Annotated in this window: 24 protein-coding genes and 1 pseudogene; 8 read left to right on the top strand and 17 right to left on the bottom strand. The window is 30.4% G+C overall.

Annotated features, from left to right (window positions below; genetic code table 11):
- Position 1: 1 nt before the first annotated feature.
- Positions 2 to 1,015 (bottom strand): ribonucleotide-diphosphate reductase subunit beta, encoded by a 1,014-nt coding sequence (locus tag ACTTBE_RS02490; RefSeq protein ID WP_440614253.1) that lies wholly within the window; start codon positions 1,013 to 1,015, stop codon positions 2 to 4.
- Positions 1,006 to 2,943, bottom strand: coding sequence for a ribonucleoside-diphosphate reductase subunit alpha (locus ACTTBE_RS02495; RefSeq protein WP_440676999.1), 1,938 nt, complete (start codon positions 2,941 to 2,943; stop codon positions 1,006 to 1,008). The genes ACTTBE_RS02490 and ACTTBE_RS02495 overlap by 10 nt, the downstream gene beginning before the upstream one ends.
- Before the next feature lie 179 nt (positions 2,944 to 3,122).
- Here ACTTBE_RS02495 and ACTTBE_RS02500 point away from each other — a divergent pair, with 179 nt between their 5' ends.
- Positions 3,123 to 4,577 carry a phosphomannomutase/phosphoglucomutase gene (locus tag ACTTBE_RS02500; RefSeq protein WP_440677000.1) on the top strand — a complete coding sequence of 485 codons (1,455 nt, stop codon included), beginning with the start codon at positions 3,123 to 3,125 and terminating at the stop codon, positions 4,575 to 4,577.
- A 103-nt stretch (positions 4,578 to 4,680) separates the two neighbouring features.
- Here ACTTBE_RS02500 and ACTTBE_RS02505 read toward each other — a convergent pair whose 3' ends face one another.
- From ACTTBE_RS02505 to ACTTBE_RS02525, 5 genes and pseudogenes are all read right to left on the bottom strand, one after another.
- Complete coding sequence (locus tag ACTTBE_RS02505; protein ID WP_440677001.1) at positions 4,681 to 5,082, bottom strand: HIT domain-containing protein; 402 nt, start codon at positions 5,080 to 5,082, stop codon at positions 4,681 to 4,683.
- A gap of 2 nt (positions 5,083 to 5,084) precedes the next feature.
- The gene (locus tag ACTTBE_RS02510) at positions 5,085 to 5,870 is read right to left on the bottom strand and encodes a sulfite exporter TauE/SafE family protein (protein ID WP_440677002.1); all 786 of its coding nucleotides are present in this window, start codon (positions 5,868 to 5,870) and stop codon (positions 5,085 to 5,087) included.
- A 40-nt stretch (positions 5,871 to 5,910) separates the two neighbouring features.
- Positions 5,911 to 6,903, bottom strand: coding sequence for a tRNA dihydrouridine(20/20a) synthase DusA (dusA, locus tag ACTTBE_RS02515; protein WP_440677003.1), 993 nt, complete (start codon positions 6,901 to 6,903; stop codon positions 5,911 to 5,913).
- 180 nt (positions 6,904 to 7,083) lie between these two features.
- Positions 7,084 to 7,464 (bottom strand): annotated as a pseudogene (gene rpoZ / locus ACTTBE_RS02520) (DNA-directed RNA polymerase subunit omega); the annotation flags it as partial.
- 44 nt (positions 7,465 to 7,508) lie between these two features.
- Positions 7,509 to 8,717, bottom strand: a complete 1,209-nt coding sequence (locus ACTTBE_RS02525) for an MFS transporter (RefSeq protein WP_440677004.1) — start codon at positions 8,715 to 8,717, stop codon at positions 7,509 to 7,511.
- An 11-nt stretch (positions 8,718 to 8,728) separates the two neighbouring features.
- Here ACTTBE_RS02525 and ACTTBE_RS02530 point away from each other — a divergent pair, with 11 nt between their 5' ends.
- Both ACTTBE_RS02530 and ACTTBE_RS02535 read left to right on the top strand, forming a co-directional pair.
- Entirely contained in the window at positions 8,729 to 9,604 is an 876-nt protein-coding gene (locus ACTTBE_RS02530) for an NAD(P)-dependent oxidoreductase (protein WP_440677005.1), read from the top strand.
- Between the two features lie 3 nt (positions 9,605 to 9,607).
- Entirely contained in the window at positions 9,608 to 10,213 is a 606-nt protein-coding gene (locus tag ACTTBE_RS02535) for a flavin-binding protein (RefSeq protein ID WP_440677006.1), read from the top strand.
- On the opposite strand, the gene ACTTBE_RS02540 is transcribed toward ACTTBE_RS02535, so the two are convergent.
- From ACTTBE_RS02540 to ACTTBE_RS02550, 3 genes are read right to left on the bottom strand one after another with little or no spacing between them, the layout of a single operon-like run.
- The gene (locus ACTTBE_RS02540) at positions 10,210 to 10,500 is read right to left on the bottom strand and encodes a DUF1330 domain-containing protein (protein WP_262589034.1); all 291 of its coding nucleotides are present in this window, start codon (positions 10,498 to 10,500) and stop codon (positions 10,210 to 10,212) included. The two genes, ACTTBE_RS02535 and ACTTBE_RS02540, sit on opposite strands and share 4 nt — an antisense overlap.
- A 27-nt stretch (positions 10,501 to 10,527) precedes the next feature.
- Entirely contained in the window at positions 10,528 to 11,445 is a 918-nt protein-coding gene (locus ACTTBE_RS02545; protein WP_440677007.1) for an ROK family protein, read from the bottom strand.
- A gap of 11 nt (positions 11,446 to 11,456) precedes the next feature.
- Entirely contained in the window at positions 11,457 to 11,969 is a 513-nt protein-coding gene (locus tag ACTTBE_RS02550; protein ID WP_440677008.1) for a gamma carbonic anhydrase family protein, read from the bottom strand.
- Positions 11,970 to 11,989: 20 nt separating this feature from the next.
- Here ACTTBE_RS02550 and ACTTBE_RS02555 point away from each other — a divergent pair, with 20 nt between their 5' ends.
- Genes ACTTBE_RS02555 through ACTTBE_RS02565 form a run of 3 tightly spaced genes read left to right on the top strand, consistent with a single transcriptional unit; the run spans position 11,990 to position 14,513 of the window.
- The gene (locus ACTTBE_RS02555; RefSeq protein WP_440677009.1) at positions 11,990 to 12,544 is read left to right on the top strand and encodes a thioredoxin family protein; all 555 of its coding nucleotides are present in this window, start codon (positions 11,990 to 11,992) and stop codon (positions 12,542 to 12,544) included.
- Entirely contained in the window at positions 12,544 to 13,626 is a 1,083-nt protein-coding gene (locus tag ACTTBE_RS02560; protein ID WP_440677010.1) for a glycosyltransferase family 4 protein, read from the top strand. The genes ACTTBE_RS02555 and ACTTBE_RS02560 overlap by 1 nt, the downstream gene beginning before the upstream one ends.
- Entirely contained in the window at positions 13,623 to 14,513 is an 891-nt protein-coding gene (locus tag ACTTBE_RS02565) for a DMT family transporter (RefSeq protein WP_440677011.1), read from the top strand. The genes ACTTBE_RS02560 and ACTTBE_RS02565 overlap by 4 nt, the downstream gene beginning before the upstream one ends.
- Here the strand turns inward: ACTTBE_RS02565 and ACTTBE_RS02570 are convergent.
- The 3 genes from ACTTBE_RS02570 to ACTTBE_RS02580 are packed head-to-tail and all read right to left on the bottom strand — an operon-like array spanning position 14,510 to position 17,485.
- Positions 14,510 to 16,009 carry a tripartite tricarboxylate transporter permease gene (locus ACTTBE_RS02570; RefSeq protein ID WP_440677012.1) on the bottom strand — a complete coding sequence of 500 codons (1,500 nt, stop codon included), beginning with the start codon at positions 16,007 to 16,009 and terminating at the stop codon, positions 14,510 to 14,512. The two genes, ACTTBE_RS02565 and ACTTBE_RS02570, sit on opposite strands and share 4 nt — an antisense overlap.
- Entirely contained in the window at positions 16,006 to 16,476 is a 471-nt protein-coding gene (locus ACTTBE_RS02575) for a tripartite tricarboxylate transporter TctB family protein (RefSeq protein WP_440677013.1), read from the bottom strand. The genes ACTTBE_RS02570 and ACTTBE_RS02575 overlap by 4 nt, the downstream gene beginning before the upstream one ends.
- 28 nt (positions 16,477 to 16,504) lie before the next feature.
- Positions 16,505 to 17,485: a tripartite tricarboxylate transporter substrate binding protein gene (locus ACTTBE_RS02580; RefSeq protein ID WP_440677014.1), complete on the bottom strand. Its 981-nt coding sequence runs from the start codon at positions 17,483 to 17,485 to the stop codon at positions 16,505 to 16,507.
- 216 nt (positions 17,486 to 17,701) lie between these two features.
- Here ACTTBE_RS02580 and ACTTBE_RS02585 point away from each other — a divergent pair, with 216 nt between their 5' ends.
- Positions 17,702 to 18,778, top strand: a complete 1,077-nt coding sequence (locus tag ACTTBE_RS02585; protein ID WP_440677015.1) for an AbrB family transcriptional regulator — start codon at positions 17,702 to 17,704, stop codon at positions 18,776 to 18,778.
- Here ACTTBE_RS02585 and ACTTBE_RS02590 read toward each other — a convergent pair.
- A complete protein-coding gene (locus tag ACTTBE_RS02590) occupies positions 18,768 to 19,709 on the bottom strand; it encodes a glycosyltransferase family 9 protein (RefSeq protein ID WP_440677016.1) in 942 nt (313 codons plus the stop codon). The genes ACTTBE_RS02585 and ACTTBE_RS02590 overlap by 11 nt on opposite strands.
- Positions 19,710 to 19,741: 32 nt before the next feature.
- Here ACTTBE_RS02590 and ACTTBE_RS02595 point away from each other — a divergent pair, with 32 nt between their 5' ends.
- A complete protein-coding gene (locus ACTTBE_RS02595) occupies positions 19,742 to 20,131 on the top strand; it encodes a DUF6165 family protein (RefSeq protein WP_440677017.1) in 390 nt (129 codons plus the stop codon).
- Here the strand turns inward: ACTTBE_RS02595 and ACTTBE_RS02600 are convergent.
- The 3 genes from ACTTBE_RS02600 to ACTTBE_RS02610 are packed head-to-tail and all read right to left on the bottom strand — an operon-like array spanning position 20,121 to position 22,280.
- Positions 20,121 to 20,909, bottom strand: coding sequence for a phytanoyl-CoA dioxygenase family protein (locus ACTTBE_RS02600; protein WP_440677018.1), 789 nt, complete (start codon positions 20,907 to 20,909; stop codon positions 20,121 to 20,123). The genes ACTTBE_RS02595 and ACTTBE_RS02600 overlap by 11 nt on opposite strands.
- Position 20,910: 1 nt before the next feature.
- Positions 20,911 to 21,588: an ABC transporter permease gene (locus ACTTBE_RS02605; protein ID WP_440633503.1), complete on the bottom strand. Its 678-nt coding sequence runs from the start codon at positions 21,586 to 21,588 to the stop codon at positions 20,911 to 20,913.
- The gene (locus ACTTBE_RS02610) at positions 21,588 to 22,280 is read right to left on the bottom strand and encodes an ABC transporter permease (protein WP_440677019.1); all 693 of its coding nucleotides are present in this window, start codon (positions 22,278 to 22,280) and stop codon (positions 21,588 to 21,590) included. The genes ACTTBE_RS02605 and ACTTBE_RS02610 overlap by 1 nt, the downstream gene beginning before the upstream one ends.
- Between the last annotated feature and the right edge of the window lie 36 nt (positions 22,281 to 22,316).

Consider the following 22,316-nt stretch of genomic DNA (forward strand, 5'->3'; position numbering starts at 1 on the left):
ATTAACTAAATGCTTCTGCCCAAGTTCCTTGGGTTGATGCTTTAGAATATTCTGTAGCTCTTCCTTCAAAGAAGTTCATGTGCTCTACAGCATTTAACATTGTATCTAACCAAGTTAATGGATTTTTATCAATGTCATAGATCGCTTCTAATCCTAATTGATCTAATCTTCTATTTGCAATAAATCGAATATATTTTTTAATATCATCTGCAGTCAAACCTTCCATTGGACCCATTTGAAAAGCCAAATCAATAAAAGCATCTTCATGCTCAACAATTGTTCTGCAAGCTTCGTAAATTTCTTTTTTCAATTGAGGTGTCCATGTTTCAGGATTTTCTTTAATGAAATCTTTAAATAATCTGATCATCGAATTGCAATGCAATGTCTCATCTCTCACAGACCAAGTAACAATCTGACCCATTCCTTTCATCTTGTTATGTCTTGGGAAGTTTAACAAAATTGCAAAACTTGCAAATAACTGAAGACCTTCTGTGAAAGCACTAAATACAGCAATTGTTTTTGCAATATCATGATTTGATTTAACATCAAAACCTTGCATGTAATCGTATTTATCTTTCATTTCTTTGTACTTCATGAATGCTGAATACTCAGACTCTGGCATACCAATTGTATCTAACAAATGTGAGTAAGCAGCAATGTGAACAGTTTCCATTGAAGCAAAAGAAGACATCATCATTAATACTTCAGTTGGTTTAAATACATTCATGTAATGTCTTATATAACAGTTGCTAACTTCGACATCTGCTTGAGTAAAAAATCTAAAAATTTGTGTTAATAGATTTTTTTCTGAAGTTGAAAGATTTTTTTGCCAATCTCTCACATCATCTCCAAGTGGAACTTCTTCTGGTAACCAGTGAATTCTTTGTTGTGTTAACCATGCATCATAGCACCATGGATATCTGAAAGGTTTGTAAACTGGGTTTGCAACAAGCAATCCATTATTGTTTTTTTGTGGTTGAATAATTTCTGACTTAACTTTTTCTGCTACTGACATGATAAACACTCCTCGTACTCTGGTTCACTATTTTCGGTTGATTTATTTTTATACACATTAGCCATGATGTCTGTTGACTTAGAGTCGTTAACATTCTCAGCTCTTTGAATTGATTTTGATCTACAATAGTAAAGGCTCTTTAAACCTTTCTTCCACGCATCAAAATGAATTTTATGTAATTCTTTTTTATGAACATCTGCAGGTAAAAATAAGTTAACTGATTGAGCTTGTGAAATAAAAGGAGTTCTGTCTCCGCTCAATTCAATTATCCAGCTTTGGTTAAGTTCAAATGCAGTTTTAAATACATCTTTTTCTAAATCAGTTAAGAAATCTAAATGGTTAACTGAACCCTGGTTTGTAGTAATACTAGACCAGGTTTCCTCATCATTTTTACCTTGGCTTTCAAGAATTTCTTCAAGATATCTGTTTCTCACATTAAACGAACCAGATAAAGTTTTGTGAGTATAGCTGTTTGCTGCAATGGGCTCTACTCCTGGAGAAGCTCCTCCACAAATAATAGAAATCGATGCTGTTGGTGCAATAGCAGTTTTATTAGAAAATCTTTCTTGATAGCCATACTCTGCAGCATCAGGGCACGCTCCTCTTTCTTCAGCTAAATCTTTAGAAGCTTGATTAACTTTTTCGTGAATGTTTTTAAATATTTTTTTATTCCATGATTTTGCCATTACAGACTCAAGTGGAATTCTATTTTTCTGTAAGAAAGAATGGAAACCCATCACACCCAAACCGACACTTCTCTCTCTTTCAGCAGAGTATTTAGCATCTTTAAATTGTTCAGGAGCTTTGTTAATGAAATCAGATAACACATTATCCAAAAATCTCATTACATCACTAATCATATCTGGATCATCTTTCCATTCTTCATATTTTTCTAAATTTAAAGATGATAAACAGCACACCGCTGTTCTATCTCTACCGTCTTTATCAATTCCTGTAGGAAGAGTTATCTCACTGCATAAGTTAGAAGTTTTAACAGTAAGATTTGCTAACTTATGATGTTGAGGAATTTGTCGGTTAACTGTATCTATATAAATTATATAAGGCTCACCAGTTTCAATTCTAGCAGTTAATAATCTTATCCATAAATTTCTTGCAGAAATAGTTTGTTGCACAGTTCCGTCTGCTGGACTTTTTAACGCCCACTGTTCATCTGTTTCAACTGCTCTCATGAAAGCATCTGAAACTAAAACACCATGATGTAAATTTAATGCTTTTCTATTTGGATCTCCGCCAGTTGGTCTTCTCATTTCAATAAACTCTTCTATTTCAGGATGATCGATAGGAAGATAACAAGCTGCAGAGCCCCTTCTTAATGAGCCTTGGCTAATTGCCATTGTTAAAGAGTCCATTACTTTAATAAAAGGAATTATTCCTGAAGTTTTTCCAACTCTGCCAATTTTTTCTCCAATAGATCTTAGGTTACCCCAGTAGCTTCCAATTCCTCCACCCTTCGCAGCAAGCCAAACATTCTCACTCCAAAGATCTAAAATTCCACCTAAGCTATCAGATGCTTCATTTAAAAAACATGAAATAGGTAAACCTCTTTTAGTTCCACCGTTTGATAAAACTGGTGTTGCTGGCATAAACCAAAGATTGCTTATGTAATTATAAATTCTTTGCGCATGTAAATTATCATCAGCATAAGTGCTTGCTACTCTTGCAAATAAATCTTGATAAGATTCGTTTAAACCAAGGTATCTATCTTTTAAAGTTGCTTTACCAAAATCTGTAAGATTTGAATCTTTAGAACGATCAATTTTAATTATTATACCTTTATCGTTTTGAAATAATTCTGTTTCATTATTTAAAGAAAATAAATCAGGCTTATTCGCTTTTGAAACTTCTTTAACTTCTGGGCTATATTCGGAGACAGCTTTCTTGAGGGCTTGAGATAGAATCTTGTTCATATTTGTTATTATATTATTTTAGTTTTGCGAAAACAACTATATGTTGTAGGCGCTTTGATTAAGTATACTAAATAAACGTTTAATCAATGGAACATTTATAGAACGCGACAATATGATTATCAATAAAAAAATAAAATTTTTTTAAAGAAATTAACATAAAAAGAGTAAGTAGTGGATAAATGAGTGAAAATTTAAAAATAGATCCTTATGGTTTTAGAGAATATGACGCCCGTTGGTTGTATGAAAAAGACATAAACTCAGCAGGGATAGAGAATCTCGGTAAAGGACTTGGGACACAAATAAAAAATCACACCAAAAAAGATCATCCAAGAATTATTGTTGGACATGATTATCGATCTTACAGTGAGGAAATAAAAACCTCACTTAAAAAAGGATTAAAATCAACAGGATGTCATATAGAAGATATTGGTTTGTCATTATCCCCTATGGTTTATTTTGCACAATTTAATTTAGATGCAGATGCAGTTGCTATGGTTACAGCAAGTCATAATGAAAATGGTTGGACTGGTGTAAAAATGGGTATCAAGAAAGGATTAACTCATGCACCCGAAGAAATGAGAGAATTAAAAGAAATAACATTGAATGAAAAGTTTTCAAAAGGTGATGGAAATGAAAAAGAAATAAAAGATTTCGATAAAATTTATATAAGTGACCTGATTAATAAAAATAAAATAAATAAAAAGATTAAAGCTGTAGTTGCTTGCGGTAATGGAACTGCAGGTGTTTTTGCACCAGATATTTTAAGGGGTATTGGGTGTGAGGTAATAGAGTTAGATTGTAACTTAGATTGGAATTTTCCTAAATATAATCCTAATCCAGAAGATTTAGAAATGCTTCATGAAATTGCTAAAGTGGTTAAAGAAAATAATGCTGATATAGGTTTTGGCTTCGATGGTGATGGAGATCGAGTTGGCGTTATTGATAATGAAGGTAACGAAATATTCTCTGATAAAATTGGTTTACTAATAGCGAGAAACTTATCTGCTAAATACAAAAATTCTAAATTTGTAGTAGATGTAAAATCAACAGGTTTATACTCAAAAGACAAAATTTTATTAGAAAACAATTGTGAAACAATTTATTGGAAAACAGGTCATTCCCACATTAAACGTAAAGTTAACACTGAAAAAGCATTAGCAGGCTTTGAAAAAAGTGGTCATTTCTTTTTCAATCAGCCTTTAGGATATGGTTACGATGATGGAATAAATTCAGCCATTCATGTCTGTCATTTATTAGATAATGAAAATAAAAAAATGAGTGAGATAATTAGTGAATTACCAAATACTTTTCAAACACCAACGATGGCGCCATTCTGTAAAGATGAAGAAAAATATGAAGTAGTTGAAGAATTAGTTAAAAAAGTAGAACAATTAAAAAATAATAAAACTAAAATTGATGATCAAGAAATTACAGAAGTTCTTACAGTTAATGGTGTAAGATTTTCTTTTAAAGATGGATCTTGGGGATTGATAAGAGCATCATCTAATAAACCTTCATTAGTAATTGTAACTGAAAGCCCAACCTCAGATAATAGAAAGATGAAAATCTTTGATTTTATTGACGATTTACTTCAAAAAACTGGAAAAATAGGCGAATACGATCAAAAAATTTAGTACTTAATAAAGTTAATTTTCAACTTATAAGTGTTCATAAATCTGTAAAGAATCATTTAAAAAATTACATGAGGTGATGGAGGGAGACTGAAGTCACCTCTTTTTATTTTAGAGCTTTTCTTAATTTATCAACTATTAATTTTAGAGCTGTTTTTGAGTAATTTTTTCCTTTAACAACCCATACAGACAATGGCCATGAACTATCTTTTTTACTTCTAGCAATAATATGTATGTGCAACTGAGGAACAATATTTCCAATTTTTTCTACATTTAGCTTCGAAGTTTTAAATAATTTTTTCATTACTTTACTTGCATAAACAATTTCCTTCATTAGCAGAGTTTGATCTTTAGAATTAAGATCGCTTATGTCGGTAATCTTATTTCTTTTGGGAATTAGAATTATCCATGGAAATTTAGAATTATCGTTTAACCTAATAGTGCATAATTTAAGATCAATAAGATGATGTGAAGTCTTTAAAAATTTCCTATTTAACTTAAACGACATGCTTATAATTTAATATATTCGTAGAAAAACTTAACTGCTACGAATAGTAGGAAAATAGCAAGTAATTTACTAATTTTATTTTTATCTATTCTGTGAGCCGTTCTTGCACCTATTCTTGCCATAAAAGTTGTAATCGGAATGAAGATTAAAAAAGCTGGTACATTTAAAAATCCAATACTAAATGGTAAATTTGTTTTTAAATAACTTCCTGAAATAAAAAAACCTGTAGCACCAAATAGTGCAATTAAAAAACCAATCGCTGCAGCACTTCCAATTGCTTTATTAATTGAATAACCGAAAAATTTAAGGATTGGCACATTCATAACGGCACCACCTATACCTGTTATAGCTGAAATAAATCCAACAATCGCACCAAGTGTTATTTTTAAATACAATTTCATTTCAGATATTACATTTTGTTCCTTTTCTTTAATCGTAAGTAAATAAATTCCTAAAAAAAAGATTACGATTGCAAAAAAAAGTACTAATGATTTTGTTTTGAAAGTTGCAGCAAATATTGTTCCCAAAACAACTCCTGCAACTACAAAAAAACCATAGCTTTTAACTACATTAAAATCGACTGAATTAAATTTATGATGGGTTAAAACTGAAACTATTGATGTTGGAATTATTATTGCAAAAGATGTTCCTACCGCTAAGTGCATTATATAAGCTTGATCAATTCCAAGTTTGCCAAATATATAATAAAGAAACGGGACAGTTATTAAACCACCGCCGATACCAAAAAGACCAGCTACAAATCCTACTGGAATTGCAGTCAAAACCATTAATAAAACTATATAGATATATTCATTTGCTAAGATTGAACTAAGCAGATTGACCTTCTCTCATATCAACATTGTTGTATTTAATTTTATCCATTATGTGATCAATTTTTTTTACATCAGCATCTCTCACACACATATTTTCGCTTAAATATCTTTTCCAATGACTAGCACCAGATTGACCGTGAAATAAACCTAATGTGTGTCTCATAATTTGATTTAAACGAGTTCCTTTTTTCAATTCATCTTTTACATAAGGAATTAACTGCTCAACAACATCTTGCCTACTAGGAATATCCTCATTGTTAAAAATTTCTTTCTCAATATCTGCTAACAAATAAGGTGTGTGATAAGCAGCTCTTCCAATCATAACACCATCTGTTTTTTCTAAATGTGGTTTAATTTGATCAACAGAAGTTATTCCTCCATTTATAATTATTTCTTCATTTGGAAAATCTTCTTTTAATTTATAAACAAACTCATATTTTAAAGGTGGAATGTTTAGGTTTTGTTTAGGTGTAAACTTACCAAGCATAGCCTTTCTTGCATGGATAATAAAAGTTTTAACACCTGTGGATTTAAGTATAGATATAAAATTGTGCAAATTTTCGTAATCTTCGACACTATCATATCCAATTCTAGTTTTTATGGTCACAGGTAATTTAGTTTTTGATTGCATCTCTGTTAAACAATCTGCAACTAAGTTTGGCTCTTTCATTAAACAAGCACCAAATCTATTTTTCTCTACTTTTCTACTTGGACAGCCTAAATTTAAATTAATTTCATCGTAGCCAAAGTCTTCTCCAACTTTTGTTGCCTCTGCAAGTAACTTAGGTGAAGATCCACCCAATTGAAGTGCAACTGGCTTTTCATTGATATTGAATTCCAGTAATTTTTTTTTATCACCTCTATTGATTGCTTCATCGACAACCATTTCAGTATAAAGAAGTATATTTTTAGATATTAGTCTTAAAAAATATCGTTCATGACGATCTGTGCAGTCCATCATAGGAGCAACTGATACTAACCTATTCATAAACTAAAACTTTATATTATTTTTTTATGAGTTTGAAGCTTCTGGATCTTCAGAAGCAACATCTGCTTCTTGATTTTCTGATTCTGAAACTTCATCCAATGAAACTTCACCTTGTTCATTCATAGTTTCTTGGCCAACTGAAGCGTCAACTTCAGGTGTAGCTGTTTCAGACAATTCAGCTAGATCTTCTTTTGATACTTGAATTTTTTCTGGAGTTTTTCTAGCTCTTTTAGATGGCAAAATTGGAGTACCACTTTTTGAAATCTCTCCTTTGTAAAGATTTTCAAAATCATCACCTATATCTTCATCATCTTCTACACCGTCATCAACTTGTTCAACGTGTTTTCTAAGTTTGTAAACTGCACTTTCAGTTAAATCTGATACTTTGATTTTTTCTTCAGCAATTTCTCTCAAAGAGATCACTGTATTTTTATCATTATCTCTATCTATTGTTGGTTCTAAACCAGCATTAAGTTGAGTAGCTCTTTCTTTAGCCACTAAAACTAGTTCATAAGGACTTTCTACTTTATCTATGCAGTCTTCTACTGTTACTCTAGCCATGCGCAGTATCTACACAGTGAGTCTGATAAAATCAAGGGATATTTTTATAAATAATGAGGATTTAACTTACCTTTTATCAAAAATAAAAGTACAAGCATAAATCCAACATATATTGCGGAAAAAGTAGCAATTTGTTCAATACCAAAACCTTTGTCTATTAAAAAACCATACAAAGCAGTTCCAAAAGCAGTGGAAAAAACCATTAAAGCAGAAGTCATAGCCTTTATTCCTCCAATAAATCTTACACCATATAATTCTGCCCATGTAGACGTGCCTAAAACATTTGCAAAACCATTGGTCATTCCCATTAATCCTAAAAAAATAAATGAAACAATTGGATGATCAAAAACTATCAATATCAAAGTAGCAATCAACATAGGAATGTTTGTAAAAATTAATAATTTCCTGCTTGAAAACTTATCAATTAAAATACCAGTTACAAATAAAGTCAAAACAGAACAAATCGAATAGGCCATAAAAGATTGAGCTATCACATATGGACCCCATCCCTTAGAAATTTGAACAAAAGATTGAAAAACTGCGAAGCCTGTGAAAATCCATGGCATTGCTAATAAGTTTCCACAAATAATATAAAACTTATAATCTTTTAAAACTTCTCCTCTGGACCATTGTTTGATTGTCTCTTCTTTTGAATTATTATTACTGTCAGATTCTCTAGAATTAATATTTAAATTATTTATTAAGAACATTGAGACAACAGGAAGAAATAAAATAATAATTAAAGAAAATCCTACCCATAATTCTCTCCAATGTATGAATGTTAAAAAATATACTATTAAAACTGGTAAAATAAATTCTGCTAACGACAAACCTAGCCAAGATGTACTTAATGCTTTTCCTCTTGATTTATCAAAATATCTTGAAACTGTGGTACTAGCAGTATGAGACATTAGCCCCTGACCAAATAACCTCATTAAAAAAATTGCTATAAATAAAAATACTATTGAATTGATTTTAGAAAATATAAATGAAGATACGCTTAAAGATATAATTACAAAATATGCAAATTTAATTGTGCTAAAATCATCTATTTTTTTTCCAACCCATATCAATATAAAACTACTACATAGAGTTGCAGACGCGTAGATTGAACCAAATTGTCCATGAGATATTGAAAGAGCTTCTCTAATACTAGTATTAAACAAACCAAGAAAATAACTCTGTCCAAAGCTTGAAAAAAATGTAAAAATAAAACCAAATACAATTACTTTTAAACTTAAACTTTTAAACATAGAAAAAAATTATGACTTTTAATGTTGCTTTCATAGGTCTTGGGGTTATGGGCTACCCGATGGCTGGTTATATATCAAAAGCCGGACACAATGTAACTGTTTTTAATAGAACAAAATCTAAAGCTGAAAAATGGATTGGTGAATACAAAGGAAAAATGGCAGATACTCCTGCTAAAGCTGCAGAAGGTGCGGACTTTATTTTTACATGTGTTGGTAATGATAACGATTTAAGAGAAGTAGCTATAGGGGAGAACGGATTATTTAACTCAGCAAAAGCTGGATCAATATTTGTTGATAACTCTACTGTGTCTGCGGAAGTTTCTCGAGAATTGTATAAAGCTGCAAAAGATAAAGGTTTTGATTTTTTAGATGCGCCAATATCTGGAGGTCAATCTGGAGCAGAAGGTGGAATACTAACTGTCATGGTTGGTGGTGATGAAGAAGTTTTTAAAAAAGCAGAGCCAGTAATTGATTGCTACAGTAAAAAAGTAAAATTAATAGGATCGTGTGGAAGTGGACAGCTTACTAAAATGATGAACCAAATGTGTATTGCTGGGGCAGTGCAAGGTTTATCTGAAGCAATTAATTTTGGAATAAATGCAGGTTTAGATATGGATAAAGTAATGGAAACTATATCTAAAGGTGCGGCACAGTCTTGGCAGATGGAAAATAGATATCGAACTATGACGGATGATAAGTTTGATTATGGATTTGCTATCGATTGGATGAGAAAAGATTTAAAAATTGCAATTGAAGAAGCAAAAAGAAATGGTTCACCAGTGCCAATTACAGAAATCATAGATGGTTACTATGCGGAAGTTCAAGAAATGGGTGGTAACCGTTGGGATAGCTCTGCACTTATTGCTCGATTAAAAAAGAAAAAATAATCTGTGACTGATACCGTTCCTTATTATGAGGACTTTGTAGAGATCAAAAAGAAAATTTGGTCTATGTTAAATAATGCTGTTAAAGATAGAAGTTCACCTTTTAGAATACCTGTATTTATATGTGGTAGCCAATCTGACTTGGATGGTAGAATTGTAGTTCTTCGAAAATCAGATAAATCTAATAACTTAGTTCAGTATCATAGCGATATTCGTTCTGATAAAATTGGAAAATTAAAATCTAACAATAATGCAGCAATGTTGTTTTATGATAAAGATGAAAAAATTCAGGTTAGGCTAAAAGTAGAGTGTACAATTAATCATAATAACGATGTTACTAAAGAATCTTGGTCAAAAACCCAACACATATCTAGAAAATGTTATTTAGTTGTTAAAGGACCAGGAACTATGTCTGATACTCCTACATCTGGACTAAAACCTGAGCTTGATAATTTTGATTACACTAAAGAACAAAGTGAAGAAGGTTACAAAAATTTTACGGTTATTCAGTGCAAAATAAAATCAATAGAATGGTTATATTTAGCCGCTAAAGGTCATCGAAGAGCAAAATTTGATTTAGTAAACAATAAAGATACCTGGTTAGTACCTTAAATCCCTTTTACAATTATATTGCTTCCTTCAGAGTTTTGAAGACGAATATCTTTAACTGGCTTATACTCATCAGAGTGATACCATTCTAAAGCTTTTTCATATGATGGAAATTTAATGATTACTAATCTTGGAAAATTATCTTCGCCCTCTACTACTTGATATTCACCATTTCTAACTAGATATTCTCCACCAAATTTTTTTACAACCTCTGTAACTTTAGCCACATATTCTTTATAGTTTTCTGGATTTGTAACTTTTAATTGAGCTATAACGTAACCTGCTGACATAATTCCCTTCCTTTATTAATTGTTCTGTTAATTATTCCAAAGCCAAGCTGCTCCCCTCACACCACTTGAGTCACCGTGTAAATTTTTTAAAACTTTCGTTTCTATTTTTTTTGCAAATGTATATTTGGGAATTAATTTTGGAATGTTATTATAAAATCTTTCAATATTTGACATACCTCCACCTAAAACAATCGCACCAGGATCAAAAATACCAATCATTACAGCTAATAATCTTGCCATTCTATCCTCATATAAAGAAAATTCTAAATTAGCACGATCATCATTATTTTTATCTAATTCTACAATTTCTTTTGTTGTAAGATTTGTATTATATTTTTTATTAAATATATTTGTAAAACCAGTTCCTGAAATAAATTGCTCTGCACATAAGGGTCTTCCACAATTTTCTGAGGGACATTTAACGTCTAGTTTAATTTCTTCATCAGTTGGATAAGGTAATGGTTGATGTCCCCAATCTCCTGCTATTTGATTAGCACCTTCAATTATTTCTTTTTTATAAGATAAACCTCCTCCAAAACCTGAGCCTATTATTATTCCAAAAACAGAGTCATAATTTTTTCCTGCACCATCAATTGCTTCCGATAAAGTCAAGCAATTCGCATCATTCATCAATTTCACTTGTCTTTTTAAAGCAATTTCTAAATCTTTTTGAAAAGGTTTGTCATTTAACCATGACGAATTTGCGTTTGTTATTAGTTTGGTTTCTTTTGATGAAAATCCTGGTATCCCTAGTCCTACGCTACAGGTTTGATTACTAATATTGTCAAATTCATCGACAAGTTTTTTTATTGTATCAATTCCAGAAACATAGTTTTTATCATAATAATATCTTTTTCTTTCAATTTGATTGCCTTTATCGTCAATTAAAATTCCTTCAATCTTAGTACCTCCATAATCAATACCAATTTTAAATTTTTTATTCATAGATTTAATATTTAAAATATTGATTTTGAATACTTCTTCCAGTTATCTTGATAGTGTTTAGTGTTTTCCTCTACTGCTTTTTTTTCTTCCTCAGTCACTTCTCTTATAACTTTTCCCGGAGAACCAACAACTAAGGAATTGTCAGGTATCACTTTATTCTCAGTAATTAATGCTTTTGCTCCAATGATGCAGTTTTTTCCAATATTTGCTTTGTTCAAAATTACTGCTCCAATTCCAATTAAACTATTATCTCCAATAGTACATCCATGAAGCATCACTAAATGACCTATAGTAACATTTTTACCGACTCTCAACGGACAGCCGGGATCTGTATGTAAGACACTACCATCTTGAATATTAGATCCCTCACCTATATGAATATTTTCTATATCTCCTCTTAAAACAGCATTAAACCATATGCTTGTATTCTTCTCCAATGTAACATCTCCAATTACAGTTGCGTTTGGAGCTACCCAATTTTCGCCAGAGTTTTTTGGTTTTTTATCTTTTAAATCATAAAACATAATTTATATATTCTTACAGTATGCCAATACAAACTCCAATATGTGATTTTGGTCAAAAAGCTATTCCATTTGAATTAAAATCAACAGATAATAAAATTCTTTCGTTAGAGGATATCAAAGGAGAAAATGGAACTTTGATAATGTTTATTTGCAATCATTGTCCATATGTAAAAGCAGTTACAAAAGAAATAGTTGAAGATTGTAATGAATTAAAAAAAATTGGAATAAATTCAGTTGCAATCTGTGCAAATGATGCAGAAAATTATCCTGAAGACTCTTTTGAAAATATGATTAAATTTTCAAAAGATAATAATTTTAATTTTCCTTACTTAAACGATGAAACGCAAAATATTGCAAAAGCATATGATGCTGTCTGCACACCAGATTTTTTTGGATATAACAAAAATTTAGAACTTCAATATCGTGGAAGATTAAGAGAGTTAAGAAATCTTATACCTGTTAAAGAAGGTGAAAGTGACTTGTTAAAAGCTATGAAGCAAATTGCTGAAACAGGCAAAGGTCCTAAAGACCAAATTCCTAGTGCTGGCTGTAGCATAAAGTGGAAAACTGATTAATGTATTTAATTGTTACTAGATCTTTTCCTCCTGAGCTTGGTGGAATGCAAAGCTTGATGTGGGGTTTATCAAGAGAGTTGTCTAAAAACTTTATGATCAAAGTTTTTGCTGATCATATTGATAATCATAAAGATTTTGATGAACAAGCTTCGTTTTCAATTGAAAGAGTTGGTGGAATAAAGCTTCTTAGAAAATATAGAAAAGCTCAATTAATTAATGAATTTATCAAAGAGAATAAGGTTGAAGGAATAATTGGAGATCATTGGAAAAGTTTAGAATTAATTAAAACTTCTAAAAAAAAATATTGCCTTATACATGGTAAAGAGATTAATCATCCTAAAGGATCAAGTCAAAATAAAAGAGTTTTAAATGTTCTTAATAATGTAGAAAAAGTTATTGCCAACTCACAATATACAAAAAACCTTGCAATTGAATGTGGGGTTAATGAAAATAAAATTATTGTAATTAATCCTGGTGTTGATCCAGCTCAAGAATTAAACAAAAAATCATTAGAAAAAGTTGAAAGCTTACTAAAAGTTAAAACGCCAAGATTAATTACCGTTTCAAGATTTGATAAAAGAAAAAATCATGAAAAAGTAGTGATGGCTCTTAGAAATCTAAAACAAATTTACCCAGATATTGTCTACATTTGTATTGGGTACGGTGATGAAGAAGAAAATATTAAAAAATTAGTAAAAGAATTAAATTTAGATGAACAAGTAATGTTTTTTAAAGATATCAGTGATGATTTAAAAAATGCACTAATTGCTAAATCAAATTTATTTGTAATGCCTTCTATCATTCATAAAAAATCTGTTGAAGGGTTTGGAATTGCATATGTTGAAGCAGCACAATACGGTGTATCATCTATAGGCGGTAAAGATGGTGGCGCAGCAGATGCAATTGATCATGAAAAAACTGGTTTAATATGTGATGGTAATAATCTTGATGATATTTATTCTTCAATTAACTTAATGTTAGAAAATAAAAAATATTTAGAGCTTGGAAAAAATGCAAAAGAATTTGCTAATAAATTTCAATGGTCGAAAATAATTGAAGAATACAAAAAGATACTAAATTGATTTCAAATAATAAATTAGCAATTTTTTTAATTATAATCTCAGTTTTTTGTGGAACATTAATGTTAACCTTTTTAAAATTAGCACAAGAGGAAGTTAATGTTTATGTGGCAGGTTTTTTTAGATTTTTATTTGGTTTCCTGATTATTTTTCCTTATATTTTAAAAACTAAATTTGCAGTTTTTAAATCAAATCATCATAAAAAACATTTTCTTAGAGCAGTTTTAAACTTGCCTTCAATGCTTTTATATTTCTCAGCTTTAACAATGATGCCAATTGAAAAAGCTACAGCAATATCTTTTGTTGTTCCTTTCATAGTAACTATTTTGGCTGTTTTGTTTCTTGGAGAAAAAATTTATATCTACAGAAGTTTTGCGCTAGTTTTAGGATTTGTTGGTATGTTGGTAATTTTAAGACCAGGTATGATTGAAATCTCTATTGGAGTGTATATGGCACTGGCATCTTCTTTTATGTGGTCAATAGTGATTATAATTACAAAAACTATAACAAAAGACGATAGTTCGATTACAATTTTATCTTATGGATACTGTTATATGACTATTTTTAGTTTCCTTATTGCGTTGTTTTATTGGCAAACACCTAGCTTACAAACTTTGATTTATTTATTTTTTGCAGGTCTATCTGGCACATTGTTGCATCTTTGTATTAATCATGCCTATAAACTAGTAGATGTAAGCATGACACAACCCTATTCTTTTCTAAGTTTAATATTTGCATCTCTGATTGGTTACTTTGTATTTAGCGAAATCCCTGATCTCTACACTTGGATTGGTGCTAGTATTATATTTTTAGGAGTTTTCATTATGTCATACCGTGAAATGAAACTTAATAAAGAAATTATTAGAAAACGAATAGATATTAAATCTTAATTTTTCTTCTTAAAGGTTTTATAAATGTGCCAAACTACAATTAAAATTGTAGTTGCTAGGATACATGCTGTTAATGTTCTGTCCCACAAAAATTCCCACGAACCATTACTTAATAATAAAGATCGTCTCAAGTTTTCTTCCATCAATCCACCAAGTACAAAAGCTAATATCAAAGGTGGCATAGGGAAATCATATAATCTTAAAAACGTTGCAACTACTGCTATCCCAATCATTAAATAAATATCAAAATTATTAAATGACATTACGTAAATCCCAGTAACAGAGAAAAATAAAATTAAAGGAATTAAATAATTTTTAGGAACTGCAAGAATTCTAGCGATATAAGGTATAAGTGGTAAGTTTAATATAAGAAGAATTACCATTCCAATATACATAGACATAATTATTGACCAAAAAATCTCTGGATTAGTCATATAAAGTCTAGGACCAGGCTGAACACCAAAACCTAAAAGAGCCCCAAGCATTACAGCTGTTGTTCCACTCCCAGGAATTCCTAAAGTAAGCATTGGTACAAAAGAACCAGAGCAAGCGGCATTATTTGCAGTTTCTGGTGCAGATAAACCATTTACACTTCCCTTACCAAATTTTTCTTTTTCTTCGTCACTAACTACATTTCGTTCCATTCCATAAGCTAAAAAAGAAGCGATTGTTGCGCCAGCTCCAGGTAAAACACCAATTAAAAAACCAATTACTGATGATCTTGGAATTGTTTTATACATTTTAGTTCGTTCTTCTTTATTAATCTTAATTGAACCTAATTCGGTTAATGAAACTTGTTTGGCAGCACTAGTTGGATCATTTCTCTTTAAAATAATTGATAAAGCCTCACTCATCGCAAAAGTTGCCATTACAACTAATACGAAGCTAATTCCATCAGTTAAGTTCATATTGTTAAATGTATATCTTGTGATATCAGACAAACTGTCCTGACCAACAGAAGCTAACATTAAACCTAAAACAACCATCATCATTGCTTTTAAAAATTGTCCTTTGGAAGAAAAAGCAGCAATAGCAGTTAAACCTAAAATCATTAAAGCAAAATAATCAGGTGATCTAAATGACAAACTTACTTTGGATAAGCTTGGTGCCATAAATAATAAATAAATTGCAGATAATGTTCCACCAGCGAATGAACTCCATGCAGCTATTGCTAAAGCTTTTCCAGCTTTACCTTGTTGAGCCATTGGATAGCCATCAAAAGAAGTTGCAACTGTTCCTGGGACGCCAGGGGCATTTAATAATATTGAAGAAGTTGAACCTCCAAATACTGCTCCATAATAAACTCCAGCCATTAAAATTAATCCAGTTGCGGGTTCAAAACCATATGTAATAGGTATCATTAAAGCTATTGCAGTCATTGGACCAAGACCAGGAAGCATTCCAATGATTGTTCCAAAAAAACAACCGACCATTACCATTAGTATATTTTGGAATGTAAGTGCTGTAGTTAATCCAATTAGTATTCCTTCAATCATCCCATAACCCCTATTGATTGTAAAAATGGATCTCTTAAATAAATATCAAGAATACCATGAAGCAAATACATAAAAGCAGCAACAAATGGAAAGGATAATAAAAACATTAAAATCCACCTTCGTTCTCCTAAAAAATAATATGAAGCAAATAAAAATAAAGATGTGCTTAAAAAATAACCAACTTTTAAAATTGTAGCTCCATAAATAATTGCAATCAGTATAAGTATACCAGTTTTTTTATACTCTAAACTTTTATGTTCTACTTTGATTGTATTAGGGTCTGGTAAAATAAGTTTTAATCCAGAAAAAAATAATCCTGCATAACCCAAATAAATTGGAAATGTTCTGGCATTAAATGGAGCATTTTCATCAAATGTGAAAACTTGAATTTGATAAGCTAAATATAAATAAAATGCTGAAAAAATAAAAAAGAGCAGTGATATAATTTTTGTAGTATTTATATTCACTGCTCTAATTTTAATTTCTAACCAAAGGTTAGATTACTCCTAGTTTTTTCATAAGAGCTGTCATTTCTTCAGTTTGATTTTCTAAGAATTCAACAAACTTACCTTCTGGGTTATAAATATTAACCCAAGCGTTTCTTGCTCTTACCGCTTCCCACTCTGGAGTTTTTTGTACATCGCCAAGCTTTTTAGCAATAGCCGATCTTTCAGCATCGCTCATACCTGGAGGGCCAAAGAAACCTCTCCAGTTAACGAATTGTACATCGTACCCTTGTTCTTTAAGAGTTGGTGCATCTGGTGCATCAGAAACTCTTGAAGGAGCAGTAATACCAATAATTGTTACTTGGTCTCTTGCACCCATCAATTCACCTAAACCAGTTGAAATGATTTGAGTTTCTCCTGATAAAAGTCCAGCTAAAGCTTTTCCACCAGCATCATAAGGAATGTATTGAACAGCATTTGGATCTGCACCTGCAGCTTGGAATGCTAATGCACCAATTAAATGGTCCATACTTCCTCTTACTGATCCACCTGCCATTTTTACTGAGCTAGGATCTTTTTTATATGCATCAACTACATCTTTAAAGTTTTTAAAAGGTGAGTTTTTTGCAACTGCGATAGCACCGTAGTCACCAATTACACCTGCAATCGGCACAACATCTTTATAAGATAAAGTTCCAGTACCTTTTACATAACCTTCGTGTCTAGTAATTGATCTTAGTACTAATGGTGTAGATTGAACTAAAATTGTGTTAGCAGGTTTAGTATTAATCATATAAGCAAGTGCTTTACCACCACCACCACCTGACATATTTTCAAATGATGCGCTTTTTAACATACCAGCTTTAGTTAAAGCTTCTCCAGTACCTCTAGCAGTTCCATCCCAACCACCACCAGCACCACCACCGATTACAAAGTGCAATTTTTCATGCGCTACTGAGCTAGTAGTTGTTGCTGAGAATAATAGGATTGCAGAAAATAATACTGAAACTATTTTTTTTAAGTTTTTCATTATTTATTCCTCTCTAATTTAAAAAAGTAAGTTAATTATAGTCTTAATCTTTATTCAACCTCAAATTAAGCAGTACAACTTTCAATTGAAAATGTTTTTTTAAAAAAATTATCAAAAAAAACTAATGTTTTTAATTTTTAACTAATTGAATTTTCACTTTTTTTTCTAATATATTTTTTCTTATCATTTAAATAGTTGATGGTAGAAGCTTAATAAATGATTAAAGATCAAATCAGATTTTATTTTGAGAATGCAAAACAAATTTTTTCAATTAAATTTATTTCTGTTTTAATAATTTCTGTTCCTAGTGCAATTGTTGCAGAATATTTAAATATTCCTTTAGCTTGGTTTTTGGGTCCAATGATTATCACATCAATTGCTGCTTTATCAGGACTAAAAATCATTATGCCTAAAATTGTGTTAAGTTTTATCTTGATAATTTTAGGTTTGCATATTGGAAATTACATAGATCAAAATCTATTTAATCAAATGTTTGATTGGATTTGGACTTCGCTGATTATGCTAATCTATATAATAATTTGTATTTTAGTTGTTGCTAAATACCTCCAAAAATTTGCTAGTTATGGAGAAAAAGCTTCCATCTTTTCGGCAGCTCCTGGTGCGCTAGGTCCTTTAATGATTTTAGCTGAAAATGAAAAAACGGATTTATCTCAAGTTGCAACCTCTCACTTAATTAGATTAATCATCATAATAACTGTCATTCCATTTATTATAGTTAATAATACTGATAACAATGTTTTGTTTAATGATAACTTCAATTATTTAGCTCAAAATCATTTAAATTTAATTTTACTTATTGTTGCATCTTTATTTTTTATTTTTGTTTTTGATAAAATTAGAATTCCTGCTGCTTTACTATCTGGAACATTATTTGCGAGTGGTTTATTACAAATTACAGATATAGCCTCATATACATTACCAGATGAAACGGTAAATTTTTGTCTGCTAATTCTTGGCTCTTCTGTCGGATGTAGGTTTGCTGAAAAAACTGTTAAGGAGATAGCCAATAATTCTCTTCATAGCATTGTGGCTACCACTATTTTGGTAGTATTAGGTTTGGTTGCAGCCTATGTTGCGACATTCTTTGTTGATACAAATATTTTAACTTTAATATTATCTTTTAGTCCTGGAGGAATTTATGAAGTGGCAGTTATAGCAATTGCTTTTGATTTAGACCCAGACTTTGTTGCTTTTCACCATATAATAAGATTGCTTTTTATACTTTTCACAGTTCCAATATTTTTAAAAGTTTTAGAAAAAATTAAGAAATAATTTCAGAAAGTCTTTCAAAAACTTTTTCTGCTGAGAGTTTTGATAATTCAGGTGCTTGTATTGCTTTAAAGTTATCTCTTTCAATACTAACTTTAAAAGGAGTTGTATGTGAACCAAATAGAGCAACACCCTTTGATCCTAAATGCGCTGTTATATGAGCAGGCCCTGTATCATTAGCAACCACAAACGAACTGTCTTTAATTAATCCAGATAATTGTGAAATATCTAAAGCTTTACCATTGTCCAGAACACATAAAGCATTTATTTTTTCAGCATCTTTAATTTCATCTGGTCCAGGTGCAGTAACAACTTTGAATTTATTTTCGAATTTTTCATTAATCATAGAGATTAGGTCGTTATAGTAAGGCCATTTCTTTGAAGTTAAATGGGGTGAGCAAAAAGGAAAAAGTATAATGTATTTATCTAGTTCATAACTTTTTTTTATTTCTGAAATATCAACTGTACTCCATGAAAAATCTGGTTTCATTGTATGATTAGTATTAATTCCTGAAAATTTTAACTGATGATCAAATCTTGAAAGAACAGAATCTTTATCAAAATCTTTTTTAGTTGTACCTTCTGGTAGAGTTGTTTCTGTTGAACACCAGATGGTTTTATCAGCTTTAGGAAATAATATATTTTTGTAAAATGATGTTCTGCTAGAATTTTGAAGATCATAAACTTTTGAGAAATTATATTTTTTAATCTCTCTCATTAGTAAATATAAATAAATTAAGTTAATTTTTGATAATCTCTTATCTAGAATAACATTTGAAATATGTGGGTTTTTTTTAAATAGTTCAAAATAAGGTTTGGTTGTTAATAAATGAATTTGATGATCTTTATGATTTTCAGAAATATCTTGAATTGCCCCACATGCTTGAGCTATATCGCCTAAAGATCCATGTTTAATAATTAAAATATTAGACATAATTCTAACAACTTAACATAGTATAAAGTTTTATGAATAAAATTATAGTTGAGGTTTCTGTTGGAGAGCTTTTAGACAAGATTTCAATATTAGAAATAAAACAAGATAAAATAAAAGACCCCGAAAAATTAAATTTTATAAATAACGAACACTCTATTCTTAAAAATCAGTTAGAAAAAAATGTTAAATCTGATGAGAAGCTTGAAAAATTATTTCAAGACTTAAAAGAAATAAATGCCAAACTTTGGGTTATTGAAGATGACAAGAGAGATTGTGAAAAAAATAAAGATTTTGGAGAAAAATTCATAAAACTTTCTAGAGATGTTCATTTTTTAAATGATGATCGTGCAAAAATAAAATTAGAGATGAATAACCATACTGGCTCTGCTGTTAAAGAGATTAAAGAGTATACTAGTTACTAAAAACTTTTGGAAACCAATCCTCTCTCATCTGCTCTCCTGATTTCAAATTAATTCCATCAAACGGTGGTGATGTTGGACCACCTCTTTCAACAAAAGTAATATCATCACCTATAAATCTCATTGAGAATGCTCTTCGGGGTTGGGAACTTTGATTTCCTGTGGAACCATGAACTGTTTTAAAATTAAACAAAACTGCATCACCTAATTTTAGATCAGGAACTAATATATCTTTTTTAAATTCTTCTATTTTAGGAAGATTCATAAATGAGCTATCATCTTCATACCAAGGTTGATCGTTTGACCATTTAGTAGGTCTTAAAAGTTTTTGCCATTTATGTGATCTTAAAATTAATTTAAGGTTATTTTCTTTATTTACTTCATCTAATGGTATCCAAAAACTGCCTGTATCGTTTCCATCAACACAGTAATACGGCATATCTTGATGCCAAGGTGTTTCTTTATTTGTTCCTGGATCTTTAATAAAAAGATGATCATGAAAAATTTGTATAGATTTTGAATTTGTAGCCTCAGCAACTATTTGAGCTGCAGGAGAATTAAACATACAAGCTTTGAATTCTTTTATTCTTTCCCAATTGCAATAGTCCTCAAAAAATCTTCCTTCATTTTCAGTTGCATTTTCTCTTCCATGTTGGCTTGGGTTGTCTAAAACTTTTTGAAAACCATCTCTTAATGGTTTGATCCAATCTTTAAATGCATCTTTAATAATTATTGCACCAAGATTTTGATAATCATCAATCTGTTTTTGAGAAAGATACATTTTATTGTTGGAAGCTATATTTTTTTTCTAAATACTTAATCACATTATGAATAACAAAAGTCATAAATAAATATATTCCACCAGCTACAATAAATACTTCTATAGGCTTAAATGTTGTTGATATGATGTATTTTGCAACACCAGTTAAATCCATAAGTGTTACAGTGCTTGCTAATGAAGTGCCTTTCATCATTAAAATGATTTCATTTCCATATGCAGGAAGTGATTGTCTGATCGCAATAGGTATTTGAATTTTATAAAATATAATTTTATTTGAAATACCTAAGCTTTTTCCAGCTTCAATAATTCCAGGTTTTATAGTTTGAAAAGCAGATCTTAATATCTCAGACGTGTATGCACCTGTATTTAATGTAAAAGCAATAATTGCACACCAATAAGGTTCTTTTAAAACAACCCATAAAACTGTTGATCTCAAATATTCAATTTGTCCTAATCCAAAATAAATAATAAAAATTTGAACTAATAAAGGAGTACCCCTAAAAACGTAAGAGTATCCATAAGCAAATTTATTGATAAATATATTTTTGTTTAATCTTAAAATTGCAAAAAACAATCCAAGAAATAATCCAAAAAATAAAGAAGCAGACAAAAGCTTTAAAGTAATAACAGTTGCTCCTAAAAGTTTTGGGAAACTAGTGATCATTAAATCAAAATCCATTAATAACCCCTGCTATATTTGACTTCTAATTTATTAATTAACTTCATACTTATGTAAGTGAGCAATAAATATAAAATTGCTGCAAAAGAATAAAAAAATAATGGATCTCTTGTAGATCCTGCAGCAATATAAGATTGTCTCATGATTTCAACTAGTCCTGTTACTGATATTAAAGAGGTGTCCTTTAAAGTAATTTGCCAAACATTACTTAAATTTGGAATTGCTAATCTTAACATTTGAGGAAGAATTATTTTATAAAATTGACCAAATTTGCTTATACCTAAAACCTTTGCGGCCTCGAACTGTCCCTTATCAATCGATTGAATAGCTCCTCTAAAAACTTCTGTTGAGTAAGCCCCTGAAATTATGCCAATAGCAACAGCGCCAGTAATAAATGCATTAATCTCTATATACTCGTAATAACCAAATATTGATGCAACATACATTATTGCACCACTTCCTCCAAAGAATAATAAATAAATTACTAATAATTCAGGTACACCTCTTATTACTGTAGTGTAAAAATTACCTACAAAATTTAGTGTTTTGTATTTTGAAAGTTTAAGCGGAGTAAAAATTAAAGCAAAAAGAAAACCAACCAACATTGCTGTAACAGATACAGCAACAGTCATTAAGGTTGCGTAAAATAACTCGTCACCCCAACCTGTTTTTCCAAATGCAAGAAGTTCCATATAGACTGGCGACTATATATTATAGTCGCCAAATCC

Origin of the sequence: Candidatus Pelagibacter sp. HIMB1587, from assembly GCF_052047775.1 — a bacterium.
Classification (GTDB): Bacteria; Pseudomonadota; Alphaproteobacteria; order Pelagibacterales; family Pelagibacteraceae; genus Pelagibacter.